This is a genomic window from Bradyrhizobium ontarionense, from assembly GCF_021088345.1.
Taxonomy (GTDB): Bacteria; Pseudomonadota; Alphaproteobacteria; order Rhizobiales; family Xanthobacteraceae; genus Bradyrhizobium; species Bradyrhizobium ontarionense.
This window is the reverse complement of the sequence record NZ_CP088156.1, coordinates 2,157,978-2,175,922: the sequence shown is the minus strand read 5'-3', so window position 1 is coordinate 2,175,922 and position 17,945 is coordinate 2,157,978. Positions and strand designations below refer to the sequence as shown.

The 17,945-nt window shown below is 65.7% G+C and carries 23 protein-coding genes and 1 pseudogene; 11 read left to right on the top strand and 13 right to left on the bottom strand.

The features are described 5' to 3' along the window. Together LQG66_RS09945 and LQG66_RS09940 are read right to left on the bottom strand one after the other, a co-directional pair. Positions 1-408, bottom strand: a complete 408-nt coding sequence (locus LQG66_RS09945; RefSeq protein WP_231325976.1) for a hypothetical protein — start codon at positions 406-408, stop codon at positions 1-3. 214 nt (positions 409-622) lie between these two features. Further along, a pseudogene (locus tag LQG66_RS09940) lies at positions 623-1,035 on the bottom strand (SOS response-associated peptidase family protein); the annotation flags it as partial. Between the two features lie 415 nt (positions 1,036-1,450). On the opposite strand from LQG66_RS09940, the gene LQG66_RS09935 reads away from it, so the two are divergent. Next, on the top strand, positions 1,451-1,921 hold the full coding sequence (locus LQG66_RS09935) for a hypothetical protein (protein ID WP_231325974.1): 471 nt from the start codon (positions 1,451-1,453) through the stop codon (positions 1,919-1,921). Between the two features lie 20 nt (positions 1,922-1,941). On the opposite strand, the gene LQG66_RS09930 is transcribed toward LQG66_RS09935, so the two are convergent. Then, positions 1,942-3,141: an FAD-dependent monooxygenase gene (locus LQG66_RS09930; RefSeq protein WP_231325972.1), complete on the bottom strand. Its 1,200-nt coding sequence runs from the start codon at positions 3,139-3,141 to the stop codon at positions 1,942-1,944. A 10-nt stretch (positions 3,142-3,151) separates the two neighbouring features. After that, positions 3,152-3,394, bottom strand: coding sequence for a zinc-finger domain-containing protein (locus tag LQG66_RS09925; protein WP_006611181.1), 243 nt, complete (start codon positions 3,392-3,394; stop codon positions 3,152-3,154). Between the two features lie 291 nt (positions 3,395-3,685). On the opposite strand from LQG66_RS09925, the gene LQG66_RS09920 reads away from it, so the two are divergent. The 3 genes from LQG66_RS09920 (at position 3,686) to LQG66_RS09910 (ending at position 6,884) form a co-directional block, all read left to right on the top strand. Next, on the top strand, positions 3,686-4,825 hold the full coding sequence (locus tag LQG66_RS09920; protein ID WP_231325969.1) for a hypothetical protein: 1,140 nt from the start codon (positions 3,686-3,688) through the stop codon (positions 4,823-4,825). Between the two features lie 47 nt (positions 4,826-4,872). Next, positions 4,873-5,622: an alpha/beta fold hydrolase gene (locus LQG66_RS09915; protein ID WP_231325967.1), complete on the top strand. Its 750-nt coding sequence runs from the start codon at positions 4,873-4,875 to the stop codon at positions 5,620-5,622. Positions 5,623-5,732: 110 nt separating this feature from the next. Then, positions 5,733-6,884 (top strand): IS110 family RNA-guided transposase, encoded by a 1,152-nt coding sequence (locus LQG66_RS09910; protein WP_231317924.1) that lies wholly within the window; start codon positions 5,733-5,735, stop codon positions 6,882-6,884. A 559-nt stretch (positions 6,885-7,443) separates the two neighbouring features. Here the strand turns inward: LQG66_RS09910 and LQG66_RS09905 are convergent. Then, on the bottom strand, positions 7,444-8,838 hold the full coding sequence (locus LQG66_RS09905) for a hypothetical protein (protein ID WP_231325964.1): 1,395 nt from the start codon (positions 8,836-8,838) through the stop codon (positions 7,444-7,446). Between the two features lie 475 nt (positions 8,839-9,313). Between LQG66_RS09905 and cysE the strand changes: the two genes are divergently transcribed. Then, positions 9,314-10,156 carry a serine O-acetyltransferase gene (cysE, locus tag LQG66_RS09900; protein ID WP_231325962.1) on the top strand — a complete coding sequence of 281 codons (843 nt, stop codon included), beginning with the start codon at positions 9,314-9,316 and terminating at the stop codon, positions 10,154-10,156. A gap of 268 nt (positions 10,157-10,424) precedes the next feature. Continuing rightward, a complete protein-coding gene (locus LQG66_RS09895) occupies positions 10,425-10,637 on the top strand; it encodes a DUF3126 family protein (RefSeq protein ID WP_231325960.1) in 213 nt (70 codons plus the stop codon). 161 nt (positions 10,638-10,798) lie between these two features. On the opposite strand, the gene LQG66_RS09890 is transcribed toward LQG66_RS09895, so the two are convergent. Continuing rightward, positions 10,799-11,497 carry a hypothetical protein gene (locus LQG66_RS09890; RefSeq protein WP_231325959.1) on the bottom strand — a complete coding sequence of 233 codons (699 nt, stop codon included), beginning with the start codon at positions 11,495-11,497 and terminating at the stop codon, positions 10,799-10,801. 195 nt (positions 11,498-11,692) lie between these two features. Here LQG66_RS09890 and LQG66_RS09885 point away from each other — a divergent pair, with 195 nt between their 5' ends. Next, entirely contained in the window at positions 11,693-12,022 is a 330-nt protein-coding gene (locus LQG66_RS09885) for a DUF6949 family protein (RefSeq protein WP_231325958.1), read from the top strand. A gap of 83 nt (positions 12,023-12,105) precedes the next feature. Then, entirely contained in the window at positions 12,106-12,636 is a 531-nt protein-coding gene (locus LQG66_RS09880; protein ID WP_231325957.1) for a gamma carbonic anhydrase family protein, read from the top strand. 46 nt (positions 12,637-12,682) lie between these two features. Here LQG66_RS09880 and LQG66_RS09875 read toward each other — a convergent pair whose 3' ends face one another. Together LQG66_RS09875 and LQG66_RS09870 are read right to left on the bottom strand one after the other, a co-directional pair. After that, positions 12,683-12,850 (bottom strand): hypothetical protein, encoded by a 168-nt coding sequence (locus LQG66_RS09875; RefSeq protein WP_231325956.1) that lies wholly within the window; start codon positions 12,848-12,850, stop codon positions 12,683-12,685. Beyond that, on the bottom strand, positions 12,847-13,104 hold the full coding sequence (locus tag LQG66_RS09870) for a hypothetical protein (protein WP_231325955.1): 258 nt from the start codon (positions 13,102-13,104) through the stop codon (positions 12,847-12,849). The genes LQG66_RS09875 and LQG66_RS09870 overlap by 4 nt, the downstream gene beginning before the upstream one ends. Before the next feature lie 75 nt (positions 13,105-13,179). Here LQG66_RS09870 and LQG66_RS09865 point away from each other — a divergent pair, with 75 nt between their 5' ends. The 3 genes from LQG66_RS09865 (at position 13,180) to LQG66_RS09855 (ending at position 14,425) form a co-directional block, all read left to right on the top strand. Further along, a complete protein-coding gene (locus LQG66_RS09865; RefSeq protein ID WP_231325954.1) occupies positions 13,180-13,677 on the top strand; it encodes a hypothetical protein in 498 nt (165 codons plus the stop codon). Between the two features lie 150 nt (positions 13,678-13,827). Further along, positions 13,828-14,139, top strand: coding sequence for a hypothetical protein (locus tag LQG66_RS09860; protein ID WP_231325947.1), 312 nt, complete (start codon positions 13,828-13,830; stop codon positions 14,137-14,139). A 121-nt stretch (positions 14,140-14,260) separates the two neighbouring features. After that, positions 14,261-14,425 (top strand): hypothetical protein, encoded by a 165-nt coding sequence (locus LQG66_RS09855; protein WP_231325946.1) that lies wholly within the window; start codon positions 14,261-14,263, stop codon positions 14,423-14,425. 89 nt (positions 14,426-14,514) lie between these two features. Here the strand turns inward: LQG66_RS09855 and LQG66_RS09850 are convergent, their stop codons facing one another. The 5 genes from LQG66_RS09850 to LQG66_RS09830 all read right to left on the bottom strand — a co-directional run bounded on the left by LQG66_RS09850 (position 14,515) and on the right by LQG66_RS09830 (position 17,831). Continuing rightward, positions 14,515-15,402, bottom strand: coding sequence for a dienelactone hydrolase family protein (locus LQG66_RS09850; RefSeq protein ID WP_231325945.1), 888 nt, complete (start codon positions 15,400-15,402; stop codon positions 14,515-14,517). A 56-nt stretch (positions 15,403-15,458) separates the two neighbouring features. Beyond that, the gene (locus tag LQG66_RS09845) at positions 15,459-15,686 is read right to left on the bottom strand and encodes a hypothetical protein (RefSeq protein ID WP_231325944.1); all 228 of its coding nucleotides are present in this window, start codon (positions 15,684-15,686) and stop codon (positions 15,459-15,461) included. 93 nt (positions 15,687-15,779) lie between these two features. Then, complete coding sequence (locus tag LQG66_RS09840; RefSeq protein ID WP_231325943.1) at positions 15,780-16,292, bottom strand: hypothetical protein; 513 nt, start codon at positions 16,290-16,292, stop codon at positions 15,780-15,782. Positions 16,293-16,560: 268 nt separating this feature from the next. Beyond that, positions 16,561-16,998: a hypothetical protein gene (locus LQG66_RS09835; protein ID WP_231325941.1), complete on the bottom strand. Its 438-nt coding sequence runs from the start codon at positions 16,996-16,998 to the stop codon at positions 16,561-16,563. A gap of 206 nt (positions 16,999-17,204) precedes the next feature. Beyond that, positions 17,205-17,831, bottom strand: a complete 627-nt coding sequence (locus tag LQG66_RS09830; protein WP_231325939.1) for a transglutaminase-like cysteine peptidase — start codon at positions 17,829-17,831, stop codon at positions 17,205-17,207. Positions 17,832-17,945: the final 114 nt, after the last annotated feature.

The following is a 17,945-nucleotide window of genomic DNA, read 5'->3' as shown; positions in this document are numbered from 1 at the left end:
TCAGGTCAGTCGTTGTAGTGCGCGGCCCAAAATGGTCATAAGCCAAGACGCGCTGGCGATCACGAAGCAGATTTTTGCTACGAACGTCAGGAGCGACATGCGGTAGAAGGTGAGCGATACGACGGGCTTGTGGTTCGTGATCCTGCTTCTGCGATAAAAGTAATCGATCCAGCTGAATCCATACTGGAGAAAATCCGCGAAAAGACTCAACAACGACAATACCAGCGGCATGTACAATGAGCTGGGCGCTACAAGGTTGGGGGACTTGTCCGGCGAACCAGCGATTGCGTACCAAGTGAAAGCAACGATCCCACCAGCTATGGTTCGGGCGCGATTGCTGGCAATATCTGTAATTTCACCCAACTGCTTGTCGATCTGCGAAAGGTCGTCACTCTGTGGCGAATCCATCGGCTTTCCCATTATCGACTTTGTTCTCTTTGTTGCGACGCTCCGAACGCCTCCAGAAGACCGGTGTTGGACGGTCTAGCACGGTCGTTATGCGCGGCCGTCAACTGGACGTGCGGTTATGACTACAGCCGATGGTATACGCTAAGGCGGTGATGCACGCTAGGATTGATGTGCTGGGAACTGCAGATTGATATCGTGGGGTACTATCGCCCTATCAGACTGGAGCCCTGTCTTCTTTCGCGGGTCCGCGGGCGACGATTCTCAGGGCGTCGTCTGTCAACGGCCGCTGTAGGGCCTTGGCCTCATCCCACGGCGCCCGCATCCAAACGTCGTGCTCCTCGGCTGTCGTGAGGATGACCGGCATGGCCTTGGGGTGGATAGGCGCCACGACGGCGTTCGGCTCGGTGGTCAGAAAGCCGTAGAGATCGCAGGTAACCTCGCCCTCTTTGACTTTGCGGACCTCGTCCAGCTGGTCCACAGGCCGGCGAAACAGAGCAGGGGGCGGCTGTCGTCGGCGGCGAACCAGACCGGCACCTTCTTGCTATCGACCGTGTCGTATTCGCTGAAGGACGTGAACGGCACCAAGCAGCGGCTCGCTGGCGCCAGCCAGCGTTTCCAGTGCGCGCTGTCCCTTGCGTCTACCGATTCCGCCACGTCCGCCTTTGCGATCAGAGACCTAGCGCATCATCCGGCGAGACGGAATGAGGTTGCGCGAAGCTCCGACGCTCATCCTCTGCTTAAGCCAGCGCAGCCGCCTTGGTAAAGCCTCAATCCGGCCGTCACCAGCTGCTTTGAAATTGCGTCCGACCTGAAGCAGGTCCGCCAAGTCATTCGACATACGGGCGAGGCGGTCCCTGCAAGGCGCGGAGGCATCACGGGAAACGATCCTCACCGGGTCCGGCGCCGCGGTGAGGTGAAAGGTGACGAATCGGACGAGAGCGTTATCACCGTCGCGGGGGCCGCTGACCGGACCGACGCTCGCGGCCGATGCAGCGCCTCGGATCGAGATAATGTTTTAAGACGGCTACCTTATCGAGGTTGCATGACGACCGACTGCCATCGCCCCACTCGTTCGCGCGCCGTGCTCGTCGCGGGATTGCTCGCGCTTGGACCGCTGCTGTCGGGCTGCGCCGGCATGAGCGACAACGTATCGACGGCCTTCGCCGATCCGGCCAAGTACGATCTCTACGACTGCAAGCAGCTCGAAGCCGAGCGCAAGAGTCTCGCCGGGCGCTCCGCCGAGCTGCAGGGGCTGATGGCCAAGGCGGAGACCGGGGCGGGCGGCGCGGTCGTGGCCGAGCTCGCCTACCGCAACGATTATATCGCCATCCGCGGCCAGGCGCAGTTCGCCGAAGAGGCCTGGCGCCGCAACAAGTGTCAGGACACGCCGCCGCCGGCACCTGCGGCGGCCAAGGGCGGCAAGCCTGCCAAGCCGGCGCGCGTGTCACGGCCGATGGCCTCCACGAGCCCGGCGGGCCCCTCGACCTTGCCGCGGGATGGCTCAGTTTACTGAGACCGGCCGGACAGCCGTCGCTACAGCCGCCAGTCGTAGATCCAGCTCTGCCGTGCCGACAGGCGCTGCGGGCCGAGCGCCTTGATGCTGAGATCGCGGGCGAGCGCGAGCGGTCCGGTCATGTGATAGAGCTGGCCCTGACTGCGCGCGGTGCGTTGCACCCGGGCGACGCGGGAGCGGCGCAGCTGGGCGTAGCGCTTCAGGGCGCCCTCGATCGCGGCCGGGCCGTCGGGGCGGGCCTCGCTCAGGGTCTTGGCGAGCACGACCGCGTCCTCGATTGCCATCCCCGCGCCCTGCGCGGCGAACGGCAGCATCGCGTGCGCGGCGTCGCCCAGCAGCGCGATCTTGCCCTCGCTCCATTCGATGCCTTCGGGGACGCCGAACAGCGCCCATTTGCGCCAGCCGTCCACCGCATTGAGCAGCAGGCGCGCCGTCGCCGGCCAGCGCGGCGGGCCGAAGGCAGCCTTCAGCTCGCCCGGATCGCCCTCGGTGCTCCAGCCCGGCCGGTTCCAGGTGCCCGGCACGACCGCGACCACGTTGACCTGACGGCCGGCGGAGATCGGATAGGCGACGAGATGGGCGTCCGGACCCATCCAGAGCTGCACCCGCGCGGCAGTCAACTCGCGCGGCAGCTGCCGCGCATCGAGCGTGCCGCGCCAGGCGATGAGGCCGGAGAATTCCGCCCGCACCTGCGGGAAGAGGTGATGCCGAACCGCCGACCACACGCCGTCGGCCCCGATCAGCGCCAGCGCCACGTCCTGCGCGCGCTCGTTGCCGCGGCGATGGACCACGGTCAGCCCCTTGGCATGGGCGGCGACGTCCTCGAACTGACAGCCGAGCCGCAGCTCGACGTCGGGATGCGCGATCGCCTCGGCCGCCAGCGCCGCCTGCAGGTCGGCGCGATGAATCACCCAATAGGGCGCGCCGGCCGCGCGGCCCGCGGCCTCGCCCAGCGGCAGGCGAGCGATTTCGCCGCCGGCCCGCGCGCTCATGATGGCGATCGCCTCCGGCACCACGGCGCGCGCTGACAACCGCGGGCCCAGCCCGAGATCGATCAGGACGCGGCTGGCGTTGGGAGACAGCTGCAGGCCGGCGCCGACTTCCTCGAGTCGTTCGGCCTTCTCCAGCACGACGACGCGAAAACCCTTGGTGGCGAGCGCAAGCGCGGCTGTCAGGCCGCCGATCCCGGCCCCTGCGACAAAGACGGTACGAGATGCCACGACACGCCGATCAGGCCACGTCCTTCAGCACGCATTCGGGGGGCCGCGCTTCACCCGCGGCGAGGTCCGGCGCGTAGCGATACAGCGTCGAGCAATACGGGCAGATGATTTCCTTGTCGTTGCCGAGATCGAGGAACACGTGCGGATGATCGAACGGCGGATTGGCGCCCACGCACATGAACTCATGCGAGCCGATCTCGATGACGGGGACGCCGGCATCATTGTGGAAATGCGGGACGATGTTATCGGCCATCGGTTTCACCTCGAGTGGCAACGGGAGCGTACACGGTCGGCACGACGGAGCAGGACAAAAGTCGGATGGCTGCGCCGTCGTCGAAAACGGCGCGACCATACTGAGCCTTAAGGCCATTTCCTAGTGTTGGGAACCCGCGTTTGGGTGCGACGCACGCCGTTATGTTGTGGCCTGTGGATTCGACACAAACTTGCCCCCGGCGAGAAGCCCTTCTTTCGTCGGGGCCGTTGTGTCCCTCACCGGACATCTTATGTCTTGCGACATGATCCTGCGCGAAAACGTGAAGGCGGCGTGATCCCGAGACGAATCAACCGGGCCCTTGCCGGCCTTGCGTTCTCAGCAGCCCTCGGCGCTGCGCTGTGGCCGCACGCCCATCGGGCCGGTGCCGTGATCGCGGCCCAGGAGGATCCGGCGCAGCTCTCCGAGCTTCAGATCACCTCCGTCGTACAGAACGACCCGGCGCGCATCGCGCGGGGCATCGCGGATGCACTCGCCGCCGGCGATCCGGATCTCGCCGATAGCTTCGTCACGCTGGCGCGGGATCACCACGTCGCGCTCGACGAGGCGCAGGTCCGGCGCGTGGCCGATGCCGTGGCTGCGGAGAAGGCGCCGACGAGCGTCGCCAAGCGCTTCGCCACGGGGCTGGTCACCGGCCAGGCCGACGATGTGGCGAGCCTGTCCGGCACCGTGGCCGGCGACCTCTTCGTGTTCGGCGATATCCGTGACGCCGTGCGCGAAGGCAAACATCTGGTGATGGGCGAGGAGACCGACCGGCTGGTGCTGGGCCTCGCCACCGCCGGTCTTGCCGTGACGGCTGCGACCTACGTCTCGGCCGGCGGCGCGGCGCCGGTGCGGGCCGGGCTCACTTTGGTCAAGGATGCGCGCAAGGTCGGCCGGCTCGGCGAAGGGCTGGCGGCCTGGGCGGGACGGTCCGCGCGCGAGGTGGTGGATGCGCCGGTGCTGCAGCAGGCGGTCGCCACGGGCTCGGTGTTGCGGCCGGGCGAGACCGCGACCGCGATCAGGGCTGCATTTCGTGCGGAGAAGGCCGGCGCGCTGGTGCGCCTCGCCAAGGATGTCGGCCGTATCACGGAGAAGGTCGGAACGCGCGGCGCGCTCGATTCGCTCAAGCTTGCCGAGGGGCCGAAGGACATCGCCCGCGCCGCCCGCCTCGCCGAGGCCAAGGGCGGGCAGACGCGCGCGATCCTGAAGCTGCTCGGCCGTGGCGCGCTGCTGCTGACGGCCGGCGCGTTCAATCTCGCGCTCTGGCTGTTCGGGGCGCTGATGACGCTGTTCGGCTTCGTCGCCTCGCTCAAATCCATGACCGAGCGGGCCACGCAGGCCTGGCTCGATCGCGGCAAGCGGCGCCGGCTGCGCCAGATGCAGGTCGCCGCCGCCAGCCCCGAACTGGTCGCAGCCGCGCCCTGCGGTTAGAGTGCTTCCGACCAATCGTCACTCCAGACGTTCAGGACCAAGGACCGATGCCGAGCTTCCACAACGGCGCTGTCGAAATCGCCTTCATCGATGAGGGAGAGGGCGATCCGATCGTGCTCGTCCATGGCTTCGCCTCGACCAAGAACGTGAACTGGGTCTATCCGGCCTGGGTCTCCGAGCTGCGCAAGGATGGCCGCCGCGTCATCGCGCTCGACAATCGCGGTCATGGCGATTCCGCCAAGCTCTACGACCCCGCGCTGTATGCGATCGCGGAAATGGCGAGCGATGTCACGGCGCTGATGGATCATCTCGACATCGAAAGCGCCGACATCATGGGCTATTCGCTCGGTGGCCGCATTGCCGGCCACATCGCGCTCGCGACGCCCGCGCGCGTGCGCTCGGCGATCTTCGGCGGAATCGGCATGGCGATGATCGAAGGCGGCGGCCCCGGCGAGAACGTCGCCTCCGCCCTGGAAGCGCCCTCGATCGACGAGGTGACCGATCCGGTCGGGCGGACATTCCGCGCGTTTGCCGACCAGACCCGCTCGGACCGGCTGGCGCTCGCCGCCTGCATGCGCGGCTCACGCGGATTGATGTCGAAGGAGGAGGCGGGGCGCCTCAGCGTGCCGGTGCTGGTCGCCGTCGGCACCACCGACGAGGTCTCGGGCTCGGGCCCCGCGCTCGGCGCGCTCATTCCGGGCGCTCGGGTGCTCGATATCCCCAACCGCGACCACATGCGCGCGGTCGGTGACAAGGTCTACAAGGCCGGTGTGATCGATTTCCTGGCGCAGCGTTGACGGTCCCATTCGCGCGCCAAGCGGTCGCGGCCCGTAGATTCCATGGGGGAGCGGTGAGCGAGCCCTTCCGATAGGTTTGGGTTTCCACACTCGAACCCTCGGAGAGTCAGATGCAAGCTTCGACCCAAGGCACGCTCACCGCCGGAGATACTGGCACGATTTTCGTTGCAATTGAACTCAGCCAGAAGAGCTGGCTGATCACGTTGCACAGTCCCGATCAGGGACGGATGTCGCGGCACAAGCTCGACGGAGTCGATCAGGTCGGGTTGCTGGCGTTGATCGCCAAGACGCGGGCCCGGGCGGCGCAGAAGCTCGGATCGGAGCCGCGCGTGGCGAGCTGCTACGAGGCCGGCTATGACGGCTTCTGGCTGCACCGGTTGCTGGTCGCGAACGGAATCGACAATCTGGTGTTCGATCCGGCAAGCATCGCGGTCGAGCAGCGCGCACGGCGGGCAAAGACGGATCGGATCGACGGCGAGCTGTTGCTGCGCACGCTGATGGCCTATTTGCGCGGCGAGCCCCGGGTGGTCCGGATCGTCCGGGTGCCGACGGTGGAGCAGGAGGACGCCCGGCGGGTCAGCCGCGAGCGCGACCGGCTGGTCACGGAGCAGACGGCCCACACCAACCGGATCAAGGCGCTGCTGCGGCTGTCCGGCCTGGAGGTCGGCGCGCCGCGCCGCCGCAACTGGCTCACCTGGCTGGAGCAGCAACGCGACTGGCAGGGTGAGCCGCTGCCGCCCCACGTTCTGGCCGAGGTCAAGCGCGAGCACGCGCGTCTGATGCTGGTGCGCGAGCAGCTCGCGGCGCTGGAGCAGAGCCAGGAGGCCGCGCAGGCGGCTGTCGTTCCGGAGGCGATGGCCAAGCGGCGGGAGCAGCTGCAGCGGCTCAAGGGGCTCGGGCCGGCCTTCGCCACGACATTGGCGGGCGAGCTGTTCTACAAGGACTTCCGCAACCGGCGCGAGGTCGCCAGCTATTGCGGCCTGACACCGAGCCCATGGAAGAGCGGCGGCATCGATCGTGAGCAGGGCATCAGCAAGGCGGGCAATCCGCACGTCCGCCTGAAGACGATCGAGCTGGCTTGGCTCTGGGTCCGCCATCAGCCGGACAGCGCGCTCAGCCGCTGGTTCCAGACCCGCACGCTCAACACCGGCAAGCGTGTCAGGCGCATTGCGATCGTGGCGCTGGCGCGCAAGCTCGTCGTGGCGCTGTGGCGCTATCTCGAGACCGGCCTCGTGCCCGAGGAGGCCCTGATGAAGGCGTAAACGAACTTCGCGATCAGGCCCGCGGTTCGCCGCGGTCTTGCGAGGATGGATGATGACCGTGCCACCCTAGGGCCGTACCACCAGCCGTCTTGTAGATGGGTCTCATCCTCTTTGGCTTCTCGCCGCAAGCATGCGGAACATGGGCCCGGATGACTTCATCCGACCGGATATGAGGTGATGCAGCGGACAGCTGCAGAATCTTCGCAAGCCAGTCCTCGACCGAGACCGCAGGTTCGTGGCGCCAGACGTCGCCCTGCCCACCCGCAAAGCCGCCGTCCGCTACGGCGCAAAATCGAGAGCGCGCGGACGTCGGCTTTGCTCCGCCGAACACACCACCTCTAAGGAAACGAACGGCATCCTCGAAAAAACAACCTCGACCTATCGAACGAGACTTGACTCACAAGACCCCATATGAGGGTGGGCAAAGGCGTTGCCGTGCTCTGTCCACGCATGCGGATCGCGGTGGCGCCGTGCCCACCGCCGGGCGGCATACTCTGCGGCGAGAAGGTCGGCACAGCGCTACTTGCGAGCTCGAACGTGGCGAGAGCTCGCCCGTGCCTTACGGGGCTGTGCGCTCGCCGCCGAAATGGCGGGCCGCCGCCACCAGTACGGTAAAGGTTGCGATCCAGACCAGGCGCGCGCCGTAGCGGTCGTGCGGGCCGGAGATGATGCCGCAGATCACGGCGTTGCCGAGCAGGGCCAGCGTCACGGTGGCGGCGAGCAGGGCGATGTCGTCGCGCCGCCGGCGCCAGATCGCGTGGCCCGCGATCGCAGCTGCCGCCAGCATCGAGGCCAGCGCGACCGGCACGTGCAGCCAGTTGACCAGCGCGAAGTCGATGTCCCAATGCTGCTGGTGTGCGGCGCGCATCGGCTGGGTCTGCGAGGGGATGTAGCGCTCGATGATGCCATAGGTGTGCGGCACCCAGCCATTGGTGCCTTCCCCGGTCGCCACGTGCATCAGCTGCTCCGCCGTCGCGACCGCAGCTGCCTTGGTCTGCCACAGCGGATAGGCGGCGAGCGACTGCTTCACGATGAAGCCCATCTCGTCGTTCATGCCCTCGAAGCGGCCGAGCTTGTTGAACATGCTGTTGCCCCACAGGAAGTCGTCGGCCGTGGGCGGCAGCTCGTTGCGATAGGGGCAGAGCTTCAGCTTCTCGCGCGAGCAATGGTCCTTCAGGTACTGCGCGACGATGCCGTCCTGGAGCATGCGGCCGAAGGCGACGCCGGTGCCGCCCGGCGTCCAGGCCAGCTGGCCTGAGAGAGCGAAGTTCGCGGCCAGCAGCATCGCCGCGCCGGCCACGATCGTCATGCTGGCCTGCACCAGGCCCGAAAGCGCGATCTGCCGGCGCAGCAACGGGTAGGCGATCCAGCCGGCGCAGCACAGGCCGAACAGCACTCCGAGCGTGGCGCTGTGGGTGGCGGAGGCGAAGGCCACGAAGCCAAACAGCGCACACTTCTCAAGTGGGGAGATCCGGCCCGCCTGCGTGGCCATGACGAACAGCGCAAGCACCGACAGGCCGGCGAAGATGTCGGTCAGCAGCATGCTCGCCAGCCAGGGCAGGGCGGTGGTCAGGATCAGCAGCAGGCCGATCCACAGCAGCCGCAGCGGCTGGCTGAGACCCAGGACGCGCAAGGTGAGCTGCAGGATCCATAGTGTCGCCAATGCCTGCAGGCCGAGATTGAGCCAGAAGCTGGAGCCCTCGCCCCAATGCAGATAGAGCCCGAACACGGTCGAGCGGCTCGGCACCAGGTAGCCTTCGTACCAGCGCGCGAGATAGCCGCCGGTGTCCCACTGGAGGAGCGGGTAGCCGTTCCACAGCGCCGGCGCGACCAGGAAGAGCGGGATGACGATGACGGGGAGCCAGGCCGATCCGGCCTCGGTTGCGCGTTCGTCCAGGATCTGGGTGTTACTGATGCCTGTGTCCCCCTGTGCGGAGCACCATGGCCAAAACATGGTCAGGGCGATATTCACCAATAGACCCAGAGTGATGGATGGTAAAGCAGCCCCCGTGATCGAGCGGGGGACGTTTGGCTTTCTGGCCGCGGGTGGTTCCTTTTTGCCGCAGCCGACTCCCGAACGGCGCGGGCCGGTATCCGGCAGTCTTGATCCGCAGTCTTGATCCGCAGCCTTGCCGCCCCGCATCAGGCCGCGCACAGGAGAACCGGGTTCCGAGCGCATCGGCAGGAGATCGGCTGTGCCTCGGGGAGGCCGCTTGATTTCCGGTTCCGGCTGACCACCTTGAGCCGGTGCGGCACCGGCGGGTCGGCGGCGTAACGGACGCGTAACCGGCGTAACGGAATTGTCTCAATCCCATGTTCTCTGGGAGGCAGGCTGGCCGCAATGGACTGACGACCTGGAGCAGCTCACAGAGGACACCGTTCCACGCGTCGTGCTATAAAACCTGCCCACTAAACGTGCGAGAAGCGCCATGGCTATGCATCAGACTCATCAGCACGAGACCCATCAACAGGGCGGAAAGCTGGCGGCGCTTGATCCGATCTGGGATCGGATTCGCCACGAGGCCGAAGAGATCGTCCGCCGCGAGCCGGAGCTCGCGACCTTCATCTACTCGACCGTGCTGCATCACAGCCGGCTGGAGGACTCGGTCGTGCATCGTGTCGCCGAGCGTCTCGATCATTCCGCGCTCTCGGGTGACCTGATCCGCCAGACCTTCGACGATGCGCTGCGCGACGAGCCGGATCTCGGCCACGCCTTTCGCGCTGACCTCGTTGCCGTCTATGACCGTGATCCGGCCACCTCGCGCTTCATCGATCCGCTGCTGTACTTCAAGGGCTTCCACGCGCTGCAGACGCATCGGCTGGCGCATTGGCTCCACCGCAAGAGCCGCAAGGATTTCGCGTTCTATCTGCAGAGCCGCTCGTCGGCCGTGTTCCAGACCGACATCAACCCGGCCGCGCGGATCGGGCGCGGCATCTTCCTCGATCACGCCACCGGCTTCGTCTGCGGCGAGACCGCCATCATCGAGGACAACGTCTCGATCCTGCACGGCGTGACGCTCGGCGGCACCGGCAAGGAGAATGAGGATCGTCACCCCAAGATCCGCCATGGCGTGCTGATCGGCGCCGGCGCCAAGGTGCTCGGCAACATCGAGGTCGGGCACTGCGCGCGGATCGCCGCCGGCTCGGTCGTGGTGAAGCCGGTCCCGAACAACGTGACCGTTGCCGGCGTACCGGCGAAGATCGTCGGCGAGGCCGGCTGTGCGGAGCCGTCGCGCACGATGGACCAGATGATCAACGCCATCGGGATATGAACCGCAAAGCGCGATCTGCGATCGCGAAGTCAAGAGCTTTTCAATAGCGGGATTTCGTGCCAACACACTGACCGTCTGTGGATTTGACGATCCGCCATTTGTTTCGGCAGAATGAATGTGAGATCCAAGATGTCCCTTTCAGGTCCGTTCGACAACGGCGACGTCGTCTCGCCACGTCGACGGGCTGGAATGTCGAACTCAGGGACGAGGGCTCTGCCCAGCGTCGTCTTTGAGAAACAACAAACCCCGCTGCCGATTGGAGATCACCGTGGACGTTCAGGAAGTCAGGAAGCTTGACGCGTATCTCAAGCGTGTGTTCGCCAATCCCAAGATCCGGGTGGTGCCGCGGCCGAAGAAGGAAGACTCCGCCGAAGTCTATATCGGCGAGGAGTTCATCGGTGTGCTGTTCGTCGACGATGAAGACGACGATCGCTCGTTCCAATTCCAGATGGCAATCCTGGAAGACGACCTCGTCGAGTAAGTAGCAGCAGTAGGGTGGGCAAAGGCGCGGCAGAGCTGTCTCGGCAATCGAGATCGTTTTGGCGCCGTGCCCACCATCTCACCGGGAATGTGCGGATCGATGGTGGGCACGCTGCCGCCCTGCGGGCGACCGCTTTGCCCACCCTGCGGCACTTGCGCGAATTACTTCGCGGCGTGCATTTGCGCCGCAAGCCGCTCCATGGCAGCGGCGACGTCCTGCCAGTGTGACAGCCAGCTGCGCGGAAAGCGGAAGATGAGATCGGCGCCCTCGACGCGGCGCTCGCTGAGGCACATGCCCGGTGTAGCCGCATCACGCGTGCAGCGGGTCACAAGCGCGGGCTGTTCCGCCACGAACAGGTCCTCGAGGTCGTAGGGCGTCCCAGCGCGGAAGCTGCGCATGGTCAATCCGTCCTGCACCGCGACACCAGCCGAATTCAGGTAGCGCGGATAGATCGTCCTCAGCCGCGCCTCGGGTGACAACGCGTCGTGATGCGCTGATATCGATACGAAGATCCGATCGATCGGCTGCGGCGCCAAGTCCAACTGATCGGCACTGACGTGATGCGGCGCCTCGGGCGGTGCCAGCGAGGGATATTCAAAGCCGAGATCGACGCGCTCCTGCGGGCCGGTATGACGCTGGATCTTCACGCGGACGGCCGCCGTCGGCACGTTGAACAGCGTGCCGCCGATGCTGACGGGCAGGCGTTCGGGCCCCTTGAATGCGCTGGCCTGCCACGTCGGCCAGAGCAGATAGGCGACCAGTGCAACCGCAGCCGTGGCCAGCACGCCGCCAATCACGATCGGCATGACGTGGCCATGTCCGTTCGAAGGGCGGGCATTGCGGATCGAAAACATCGTCATGACGGGCTGGGTATCTCGGGGCGAATCACCGCGGACTATGCCACGCCAATACGGCTTTCTGCAGGGTCTTACCGGCAAGGGCCCGGGCGTCAGGCGCGGCCGCCGTTAACCCTTCCTTAAGGATAATGTGGCGGGCGCGGCCGGTTTTTGCCAAACCAGCATCGGGGCAGTTCTGCAAGTCTGTGGGTGCGTTCGATGTCGGCAGAGGCGTTCAATTCACTGTTTTCGATCCTGATCGGCTTTGCCGTGGCCGGCGCCTTGGCCAGCGGCTATCAGGCCTATGCCGAACGTCCACCCGGCTTCGAACTGCTGCAGCAGGGGGTCACGCCGCGGCGCTTCGCTGCGGTGCCGTTCCTGGTGTTCGCTGCACCTTTCATCATCATGCGCAACACGCTGCGTGGCGCCCGGATCGAGCGGCGTCGTTTCGAGTTCGTGATGCTGGCGACCGTGATCGCCGGCTTCTGGAGCATGATGTCCGGCACCTTCCTGGTGATGACGCTGCGTGCCGCGGGTGTGCTGACCTAGTTCCGGCGAGCGCCGCGTCGTGGGCGCTTGCTTGAAAAGCCGGTTGCGGCTGTGCCAAGGTCTTGCGCGAACGGGAGACCTCGATGGCCATCTACGAACTCGACGGGCAGGCGCCTGAGCTGCCGGCGGACGGAAACTACTACATCGCCGATAATGCGACCGTGATCGGCCGTGTCAGGCTCGCCAAGGAGGTCACCGTCTGGTTCGGTGCGGTCATTCGCGGCGACAATGATTGGATCGAGATCGGCGAGAGCTCCAACATCCAGGACAACGTAACCTGCCACGTCGACCCCGGCTTCCCGCTCCGGGTCGGCAGGAACTGCACGGTTGGCCACAACGTGATCCTGCACGGCTGCACCGTCGAGGACGACGCGCTGATCGGCATGGGCTCGATCATCATGAATGGCGCACATATCCGCCGCGGCAGCGTTGTCGGCGCCGGCGCCATCATCACCGAAGGCAAGGATTTTCCGGAGTATTCGCTGATCGTCGGCGCGCCCGCCCGCGTCGTCCGGACGCTCGAACCCGCGCAGGTCGAACGGATGAGCATCGCGGCCCGCGCCTATGTCGACAAGGGGCCGCGCTACACCAGGGGTCTGAAGAAGATCGGCTGAGACGGCCACGCCACCGGTCGAGCCGCTCGGATTGATCCGCACGCCATCAGGTCCCTTCGGACTCTCCGGCCTCGCGTGCGCTGGCAACGCGTTCGTGACCGCTCGCCCACAACGCATGCTGCTCGCTGCCGTCCTGATACGGATTGGCCTCCGCCGGGATGTTCTCGTGTGCGGCGCGCTCGCCCTGTTCGAACGGATCTGGGTCGGTGCTCATGCTGCCGTCTTCCTCGTCTTTTTCGGTTTGCGCGCCGCTTTACCGGCGCTGTCGCCGTGCGCCGCCGCGCTCCTGCGCAATGCGTCCTTCAGATCGGCCGGCACGCCGTGCTTCTCGAGCAGGTCCATGAACGCCTCGTCGGCAAGGTCCTGCAGGCTCAGCATCTGATCTCGTCCCAGTTGCTTGAGCTTGTCGAACGTGTCGTCGTCGAAGGCGATCAGCTTGCGCACGAACCCTTGCTCTCCTCGCCCCATCAATTGTCTCCGATGCCAATTCGTTCCGGAACGTGGCTTGCGCCGTCGGGTTGAAGTGTAAACGGAGAGCGTCCTATGGCCAGACATTCACTGGACACGTTGATCGTGATCGTAGGTCTCACCGCGGCTACGGCCGTGTTCGCGCAAGGCGGCGGCGGCGCGGCGAGCGGTGGTGCAGCCGGCAGCAGTCCGAGCGCGGCCGGCACGCCCAATGCAGGCGCGGCCGGGGCAGGCACGACCGGCGTGAGCGGCGTCCCCTCGGGGCCCGGAAATCCGGCCGGCCTCAATAATTCGCAGAACGATCCGAGTGGCGCGGGCAGCGCCTCGCGGCTTTCGCAGCCGAATTCTCCGGGCACCAACAACCTCGGCACGGCGCAGTCGACCGGTTCTGGGGCGAGTGGATCGCGGGCCGGCTCGAGCAATTCGAGCGTCACCACCGGGAGCGGTCGCGGGGCAGCCGGTGGCACCACAGCGATGGGACCGAACCGGGGCGGCGATTCGACGGAAGAGGCGATCCAGCAGGAAAACAAGACGGTCGATCAGAAGGTGAAGAGCATCTGCAGGGGTTGCTGAATGTTGCTCGCGACGGTGGATTTGACGTGGAGACACCAAAGTCGCGCAGATGTGAGCGGGCCTGCCCGCGAGTTGTTCCAAATCCGGCTTAAAAGATCGACGTTGCAATGACGGCGGTCGTTGCGTCGGTTGGATTTGGAGACGGAATCGATGCGTAAGATGGTGTTGGGATTGCTGGCGGGCGGCGTGATCGCATCGATGATGGTGCCCGGCGTGGCCTCGGCGCACGGGCCGGGCGGCTTCCGCCATGGCGGCTTCGGCGGCTTCCACCATGGCGGATTTTATCGCGGCTTCGGCCCCGGCTTCGGTATCGGTTTGGGGTTCGGCTACCCCTACTATTATGGGGGCTATTCGGACTACTATCCTTACGCCTACGAGGATCTCGGCGGCTGCTACGTGGCCCGCCAGCGCGTGCGGACAGCGCACGGCTGGCGCTACCGCAATGTCGAAGTGTGCCAATGAGGCTTCGCGCGAGGTCTCCGGATGAACCGGTCACTTCGCGTTAACGATCTCTCGGCACCATTTATTGATGCTGCGATCCGGTGGAGAAGGCGCTGGCGCAACGCTTGCATGGGACACAGGCATGATGAACTCACTCACATCCCCTGAACTCACGTTCCTTTTCATGGGCGTCGTCGTCAGCCTCGGCATCGCGCTGGTCTGGATGGTCTGGGAGCTCGAGCGGAGCACCCGGCAACCGGCCCAAGAACACGCCAAGTCGCGCCGCAACGGATCGCGCCTGCGCTGATCGGCGGCTCGCGTTGATCAACAAGCTCTCGCTCGGCGCATCGCGCCGGGCGAGGTCAGTGCTTGGCGTTTGACTATCGCAACGCAACGTCAGCTCAGCACGCCGTACGTCTTGAACCATTTCTGCATCTGCGCCCAGGCATCGTCGGCGGCGTCCTTGCGGTAGCTCGGACGATAGTCGGCATGGAAGCCGTGCGGGGCGCCGGGATAGATCTTGAACTCCGCGGTCTTCTTGTTATCGGCGAGCGCCGCCTTCATCGCTTCCACGCTGGCGACGGGAATGCCGGTATCGGCTTCGCCGTAGAGACCAAGCACGGGGGCCTTGATGTCGGGCGCGAGCTGCGTCGGACTCTTCGGCCAGACCGGATTGGGCGGATCGATCAGCGGACCGTAGAATGCGACACCGGCCTTCAGGCCGGCATTGTGCGCCGCATATTCCCACACCGTGCGGCCGCCGCGGCAGAAGCCGACGATGCCGAGGCGCGAGGTGTCGCCGCCCTGTGACTTGGCCCAGGCGACGGTGGCGTCGAGATCCGACAACAGCTCCGCATCGGGTTTTGCATTCACGATCGGCAGCAGATCCTTGATGTCGCTGATCTTCGTCAGGTCGGTGCCCTTGCGGAAATAGTAGTCCGGCGCGACCGCGAGGACGCCGAGCTTGGCAAGGCGGCGCGTCACGTCCTTGATGTATTGGTGGAGTCCGAAGATCTCCATCGCGACCACGACGACCGGCGGATTGCTGGCGCTCGCAGGTCTTGCGAAATAGGCCGGCATCTCGCCGTCGGCGACCTTGATCTTCGCATCACCTGTATTGAGGCCGTTGGTGTCGGTGGTGACGACCTCGGCCCGCACGGGGCCTGCGGCCAGCGTGTAGCCCGCCGTCACGGCCGCCGATGCGGTCATGAAGCCGCGGCGTGAAAAGGGGGCGACTTTGGTCAGCCCGATGACATCGGACGTCAGTGCTGGTTCAGCGGACATGGGCGCTCCTCTCTGGTGATCCGGCGCCAACATTCGCTCACGCTCTGGGCCGCACTTCAGCGAATGTTGGCGCCAAAGGTGGGGGGCGCATTGAGCAGAGAATTTCCCGTGAAAAGCAAATCACCAGCCGGAGAGCCGTGGCCGCCGTGCCGGTTCCAGGCGGCTTCAGCGATCAATCTCGGTCCCAGAAAGAACAAGGTCGTCGGCGCAGTATGGCGCCAACGACCTTGCCAGCCCCGGATATTGAAATTGGCCTTGGCGCCATCCTGAAATTGGCTCGCCATCCGGTGAAATCAGGATGGCGTGAATCGTCTCTTCGAACTGTGAAGCACTTCACAAGGCTCCGGGAAAATTCGGCCGGGAGTTTACGATCCGCGTCACGAGCGCCGGCGGTGCCGATGCCCGCTGCGGCTCGCATGGGCGCGTGCCCGGATGCTGCGGTTGCCCGGCGGCGATGCCTGCTCCGAGCTCTGCGTGCTGGCGAAGGACTGGCGCAAGCCGTCGATCGCGTCCTTCAGGGTCGAGACCTGGTCCGACAGGCGCTTGGTGTCGGCCTGCTGGGTTGCGAGCAGGCGGCGCATGCTCTGCAGCTGCTCCTGCATCATCTGCAGCTGGTCGATTGATTCCTGCTGCGTGGCTTCGAGGCCCTTGGTCTTCTCGACGAGCTGCTCCGACGCCTGCACCGTGCGCGCCTGCAGCTGCCGCGTGACCGCACCGCGCTCGGCATCGGCAGGCGTACCGCCATAGGCCCGCCAGAGCACGATGCCGCCGATGCCCGCGATCAGCACCACGAAGGTGGCGGCCGCGAGCGCGATCGGCTGAGAACTCCTGACCACAGGGGTATTGGATTTATCGGGATAGCGTCTGGTGTCGCGCGTCACCGGGTTCATCACGAAACCACCCTAAATCGAAAAACATTCGGATACCCTCCCAAAAACCGGGAGAGGCGGAAAACTCGAAGGCAACTGGGAATCCCCGCACGCCATAAGCTATGCGCCCGGCGGGACGTTCCCTCACCAAGGTTTTATTAGCAAATCTGACAAAAGAGTGGCCCGCAAGCCCGAAACAGCGCGGGCGGCCGGCGGTTTCGCGGCGGCGGCACGTCCAGAGGCCCGGGCCGTCCGGCGGGTGACGCAGAAACGCTGAAAAGACAGGTGGTTACTCGGTTGTCCCGCAGTTCCTGCAGATCGTGAGCTTCTGCTTCAGGCGGGCCTCGTCGGCGAGGTCGGCGGCCTGTTCTTCCTCCCAGCTCATGCGGCCGCGAGCGCCGGAGCTCGACTGCGACGACATCGCGTCGACGCGGGCGTTGCCGCGGCGCTTGGCGCCCTTGCGCTGGGTCCCGACGTCGGGCTCCATCGCCATCTCGGCGTCGGCCTCGGAAGACGCAACGCGGCCGTCCCAGTCGGCCGCAGCCGCCGCCGTCTGCGGTCCTGTGCCGGCGGGCGCGGTGACGACCACCGGGTTGGCCGCCACGGGGGTGCCCGCCATTGCATCGGCCGACGCAAGCGGTCCGCTGCAGCCGGTCGCGGTCATGCAGCAATTAGCCAGGGTCAGGGCTGCCGCCAGCAGCGCTGCGCTTCGCAGGATCATCATCATGCCGACAACCTAGACCTGACCATCAGGGGAGACAAGCTGGCCGGCAGCGGCCGCGCCCTTCATGCGACCTATCGTCAAAGCAAGGCCAAAAAAAGTTGCGGCCAGGCCTTGGGGGAGGCCTGGCCGCGCGCGAACCGGTCTGGGACGGGGAGGGGTGGGGATGTGACCGGGTCGCGTAACTCGAATTCCTGTCTCGCCTCTCTTCTTCAGCGCTCTCTGGCGCTGGCGGTGGCCACTGCCGGGCGACCGTCGCCGAGCGAGACCCAGACGTTCGGGTCGCTCTGCGACTGCCGCTTGACGAAGCGGTAGCCGGTCTCGGTCCAGGCGACGACGCTCTCGTTCTGATTGTCGAGCACGTATTCGCCCTTGTCGGTCTTCACGGTGAGGACGGCGTGTCCCTCACCCTTCTTGTCGCGCACCACCGTGATCAGCAGCGCCTCGCGGGGCCAGCCGGCATCGATCAGCAGCTTGCGCTTCAACAGCACGTAGTCCTCGCAGTCGCCGTAGCCGTCTGACGGCAGCGACCATTTCTCGACCACGCCCCAATGGTCCATGTCGGTGATGGGCTTGACGTTCTCGTTGACCCAGCGATTGACCTTTAGCAGGTCGCGCCACGCCGTCTGCGAGAGCACGATGTCGCGGGGCTGCGACGCGCCGCCGCGGCATTCCTCGGGAGTCTCGGTGCAGAACTCGACCCAGCCGATCGGGGCCCGCGTCGTGTCGCCAAGGCTCGCATACAGCACCCGGTCGTCACCCGCATGCGCCGCTGCGCCCATCGCCACCAGGAAGGCGACAGCCGCCAACCCTTTTGCCAGTCCCGTCCGCTTGACCATTTTGGCCCCCCGTTTTCGTTGGGACCATGTGTCTCACAAAGATTTTTCGCTGCCGCTAAATCGCCACAGTGGATTTGACGAAAATCCAAGTAAAACAAAGGGATAATTCGCAAT

Excerpts from the sequence above, each read along its gene's own strand:
- LQG66_RS09945 (WP_231325976.1), bottom strand. The coding sequence starts at position 408 with ATGGATTCGCCACAGAGTGACGACCTTTCGCAGATCGACAAGCAGTTG.
- LQG66_RS09935 (WP_231325974.1), top strand. The coding sequence starts at position 1,451 with ATGACGACCGACTGCCATCGCCCCACTCGTTCGCGCGCCGTGCTCGTC.
- LQG66_RS09925 (WP_006611181.1), bottom strand. The coding sequence starts at position 3,394 with ATGGCCGATAACATCGTCCCGCATTTCCACAATGATGCCGGCGTCCCC.
- LQG66_RS09915 (WP_231325967.1), top strand. The coding sequence starts at position 4,873 with ATGCCGAGCTTCCACAACGGCGCTGTCGAAATCGCCTTCATCGATGAG.
- LQG66_RS09910 (WP_231317924.1), top strand. The coding sequence starts at position 5,733 with ATGCAAGCTTCGACCCAAGGCACGCTCACCGCCGGAGATACTGGCACG.
- LQG66_RS09905 (WP_231325964.1), bottom strand. The coding sequence starts at position 8,838 with ATGTTTTGGCCATGGTGCTCCGCACAGGGGGACACAGGCATCAGTAAC.
- cysE (WP_231325962.1), top strand. The coding sequence starts at position 9,314 with ATGGCTATGCATCAGACTCATCAGCACGAGACCCATCAACAGGGCGGA.
- LQG66_RS09890 (WP_231325959.1), bottom strand. The coding sequence starts at position 11,497 with ATGACGATGTTTTCGATCCGCAATGCCCGCCCTTCGAACGGACATGGC.
- LQG66_RS09885 (WP_231325958.1), top strand. The coding sequence starts at position 11,693 with ATGTCGGCAGAGGCGTTCAATTCACTGTTTTCGATCCTGATCGGCTTT.
- LQG66_RS09880 (WP_231325957.1), top strand. The coding sequence starts at position 12,106 with ATGGCCATCTACGAACTCGACGGGCAGGCGCCTGAGCTGCCGGCGGAC.
- LQG66_RS09875 (WP_231325956.1), bottom strand. The coding sequence starts at position 12,850 with ATGAGCACCGACCCAGATCCGTTCGAACAGGGCGAGCGCGCCGCACAC.
- LQG66_RS09870 (WP_231325955.1), bottom strand. The coding sequence starts at position 13,104 with ATGGGGCGAGGAGAGCAAGGGTTCGTGCGCAAGCTGATCGCCTTCGAC.
- LQG66_RS09865 (WP_231325954.1), top strand. The coding sequence starts at position 13,180 with ATGGCCAGACATTCACTGGACACGTTGATCGTGATCGTAGGTCTCACC.
- LQG66_RS09860 (WP_231325947.1), top strand. The coding sequence starts at position 13,828 with ATGCGTAAGATGGTGTTGGGATTGCTGGCGGGCGGCGTGATCGCATCG.
- LQG66_RS09855 (WP_231325946.1), top strand. The coding sequence starts at position 14,261 with ATGATGAACTCACTCACATCCCCTGAACTCACGTTCCTTTTCATGGGC.
- LQG66_RS09850 (WP_231325945.1), bottom strand. The coding sequence starts at position 15,402 with ATGTCCGCTGAACCAGCACTGACGTCCGATGTCATCGGGCTGACCAAA.
- LQG66_RS09845 (WP_231325944.1), bottom strand. The coding sequence starts at position 15,686 with ATGGCGAGCCAATTTCAGGATGGCGCCAAGGCCAATTTCAATATCCGG.
- LQG66_RS09840 (WP_231325943.1), bottom strand. The coding sequence starts at position 16,292 with ATGAACCCGGTGACGCGCGACACCAGACGCTATCCCGATAAATCCAAT.
- LQG66_RS09835 (WP_231325941.1), bottom strand. The coding sequence starts at position 16,998 with ATGATGATGATCCTGCGAAGCGCAGCGCTGCTGGCGGCAGCCCTGACC.
- LQG66_RS09830 (WP_231325939.1), bottom strand. The coding sequence starts at position 17,831 with ATGGTCAAGCGGACGGGACTGGCAAAAGGGTTGGCGGCTGTCGCCTTC.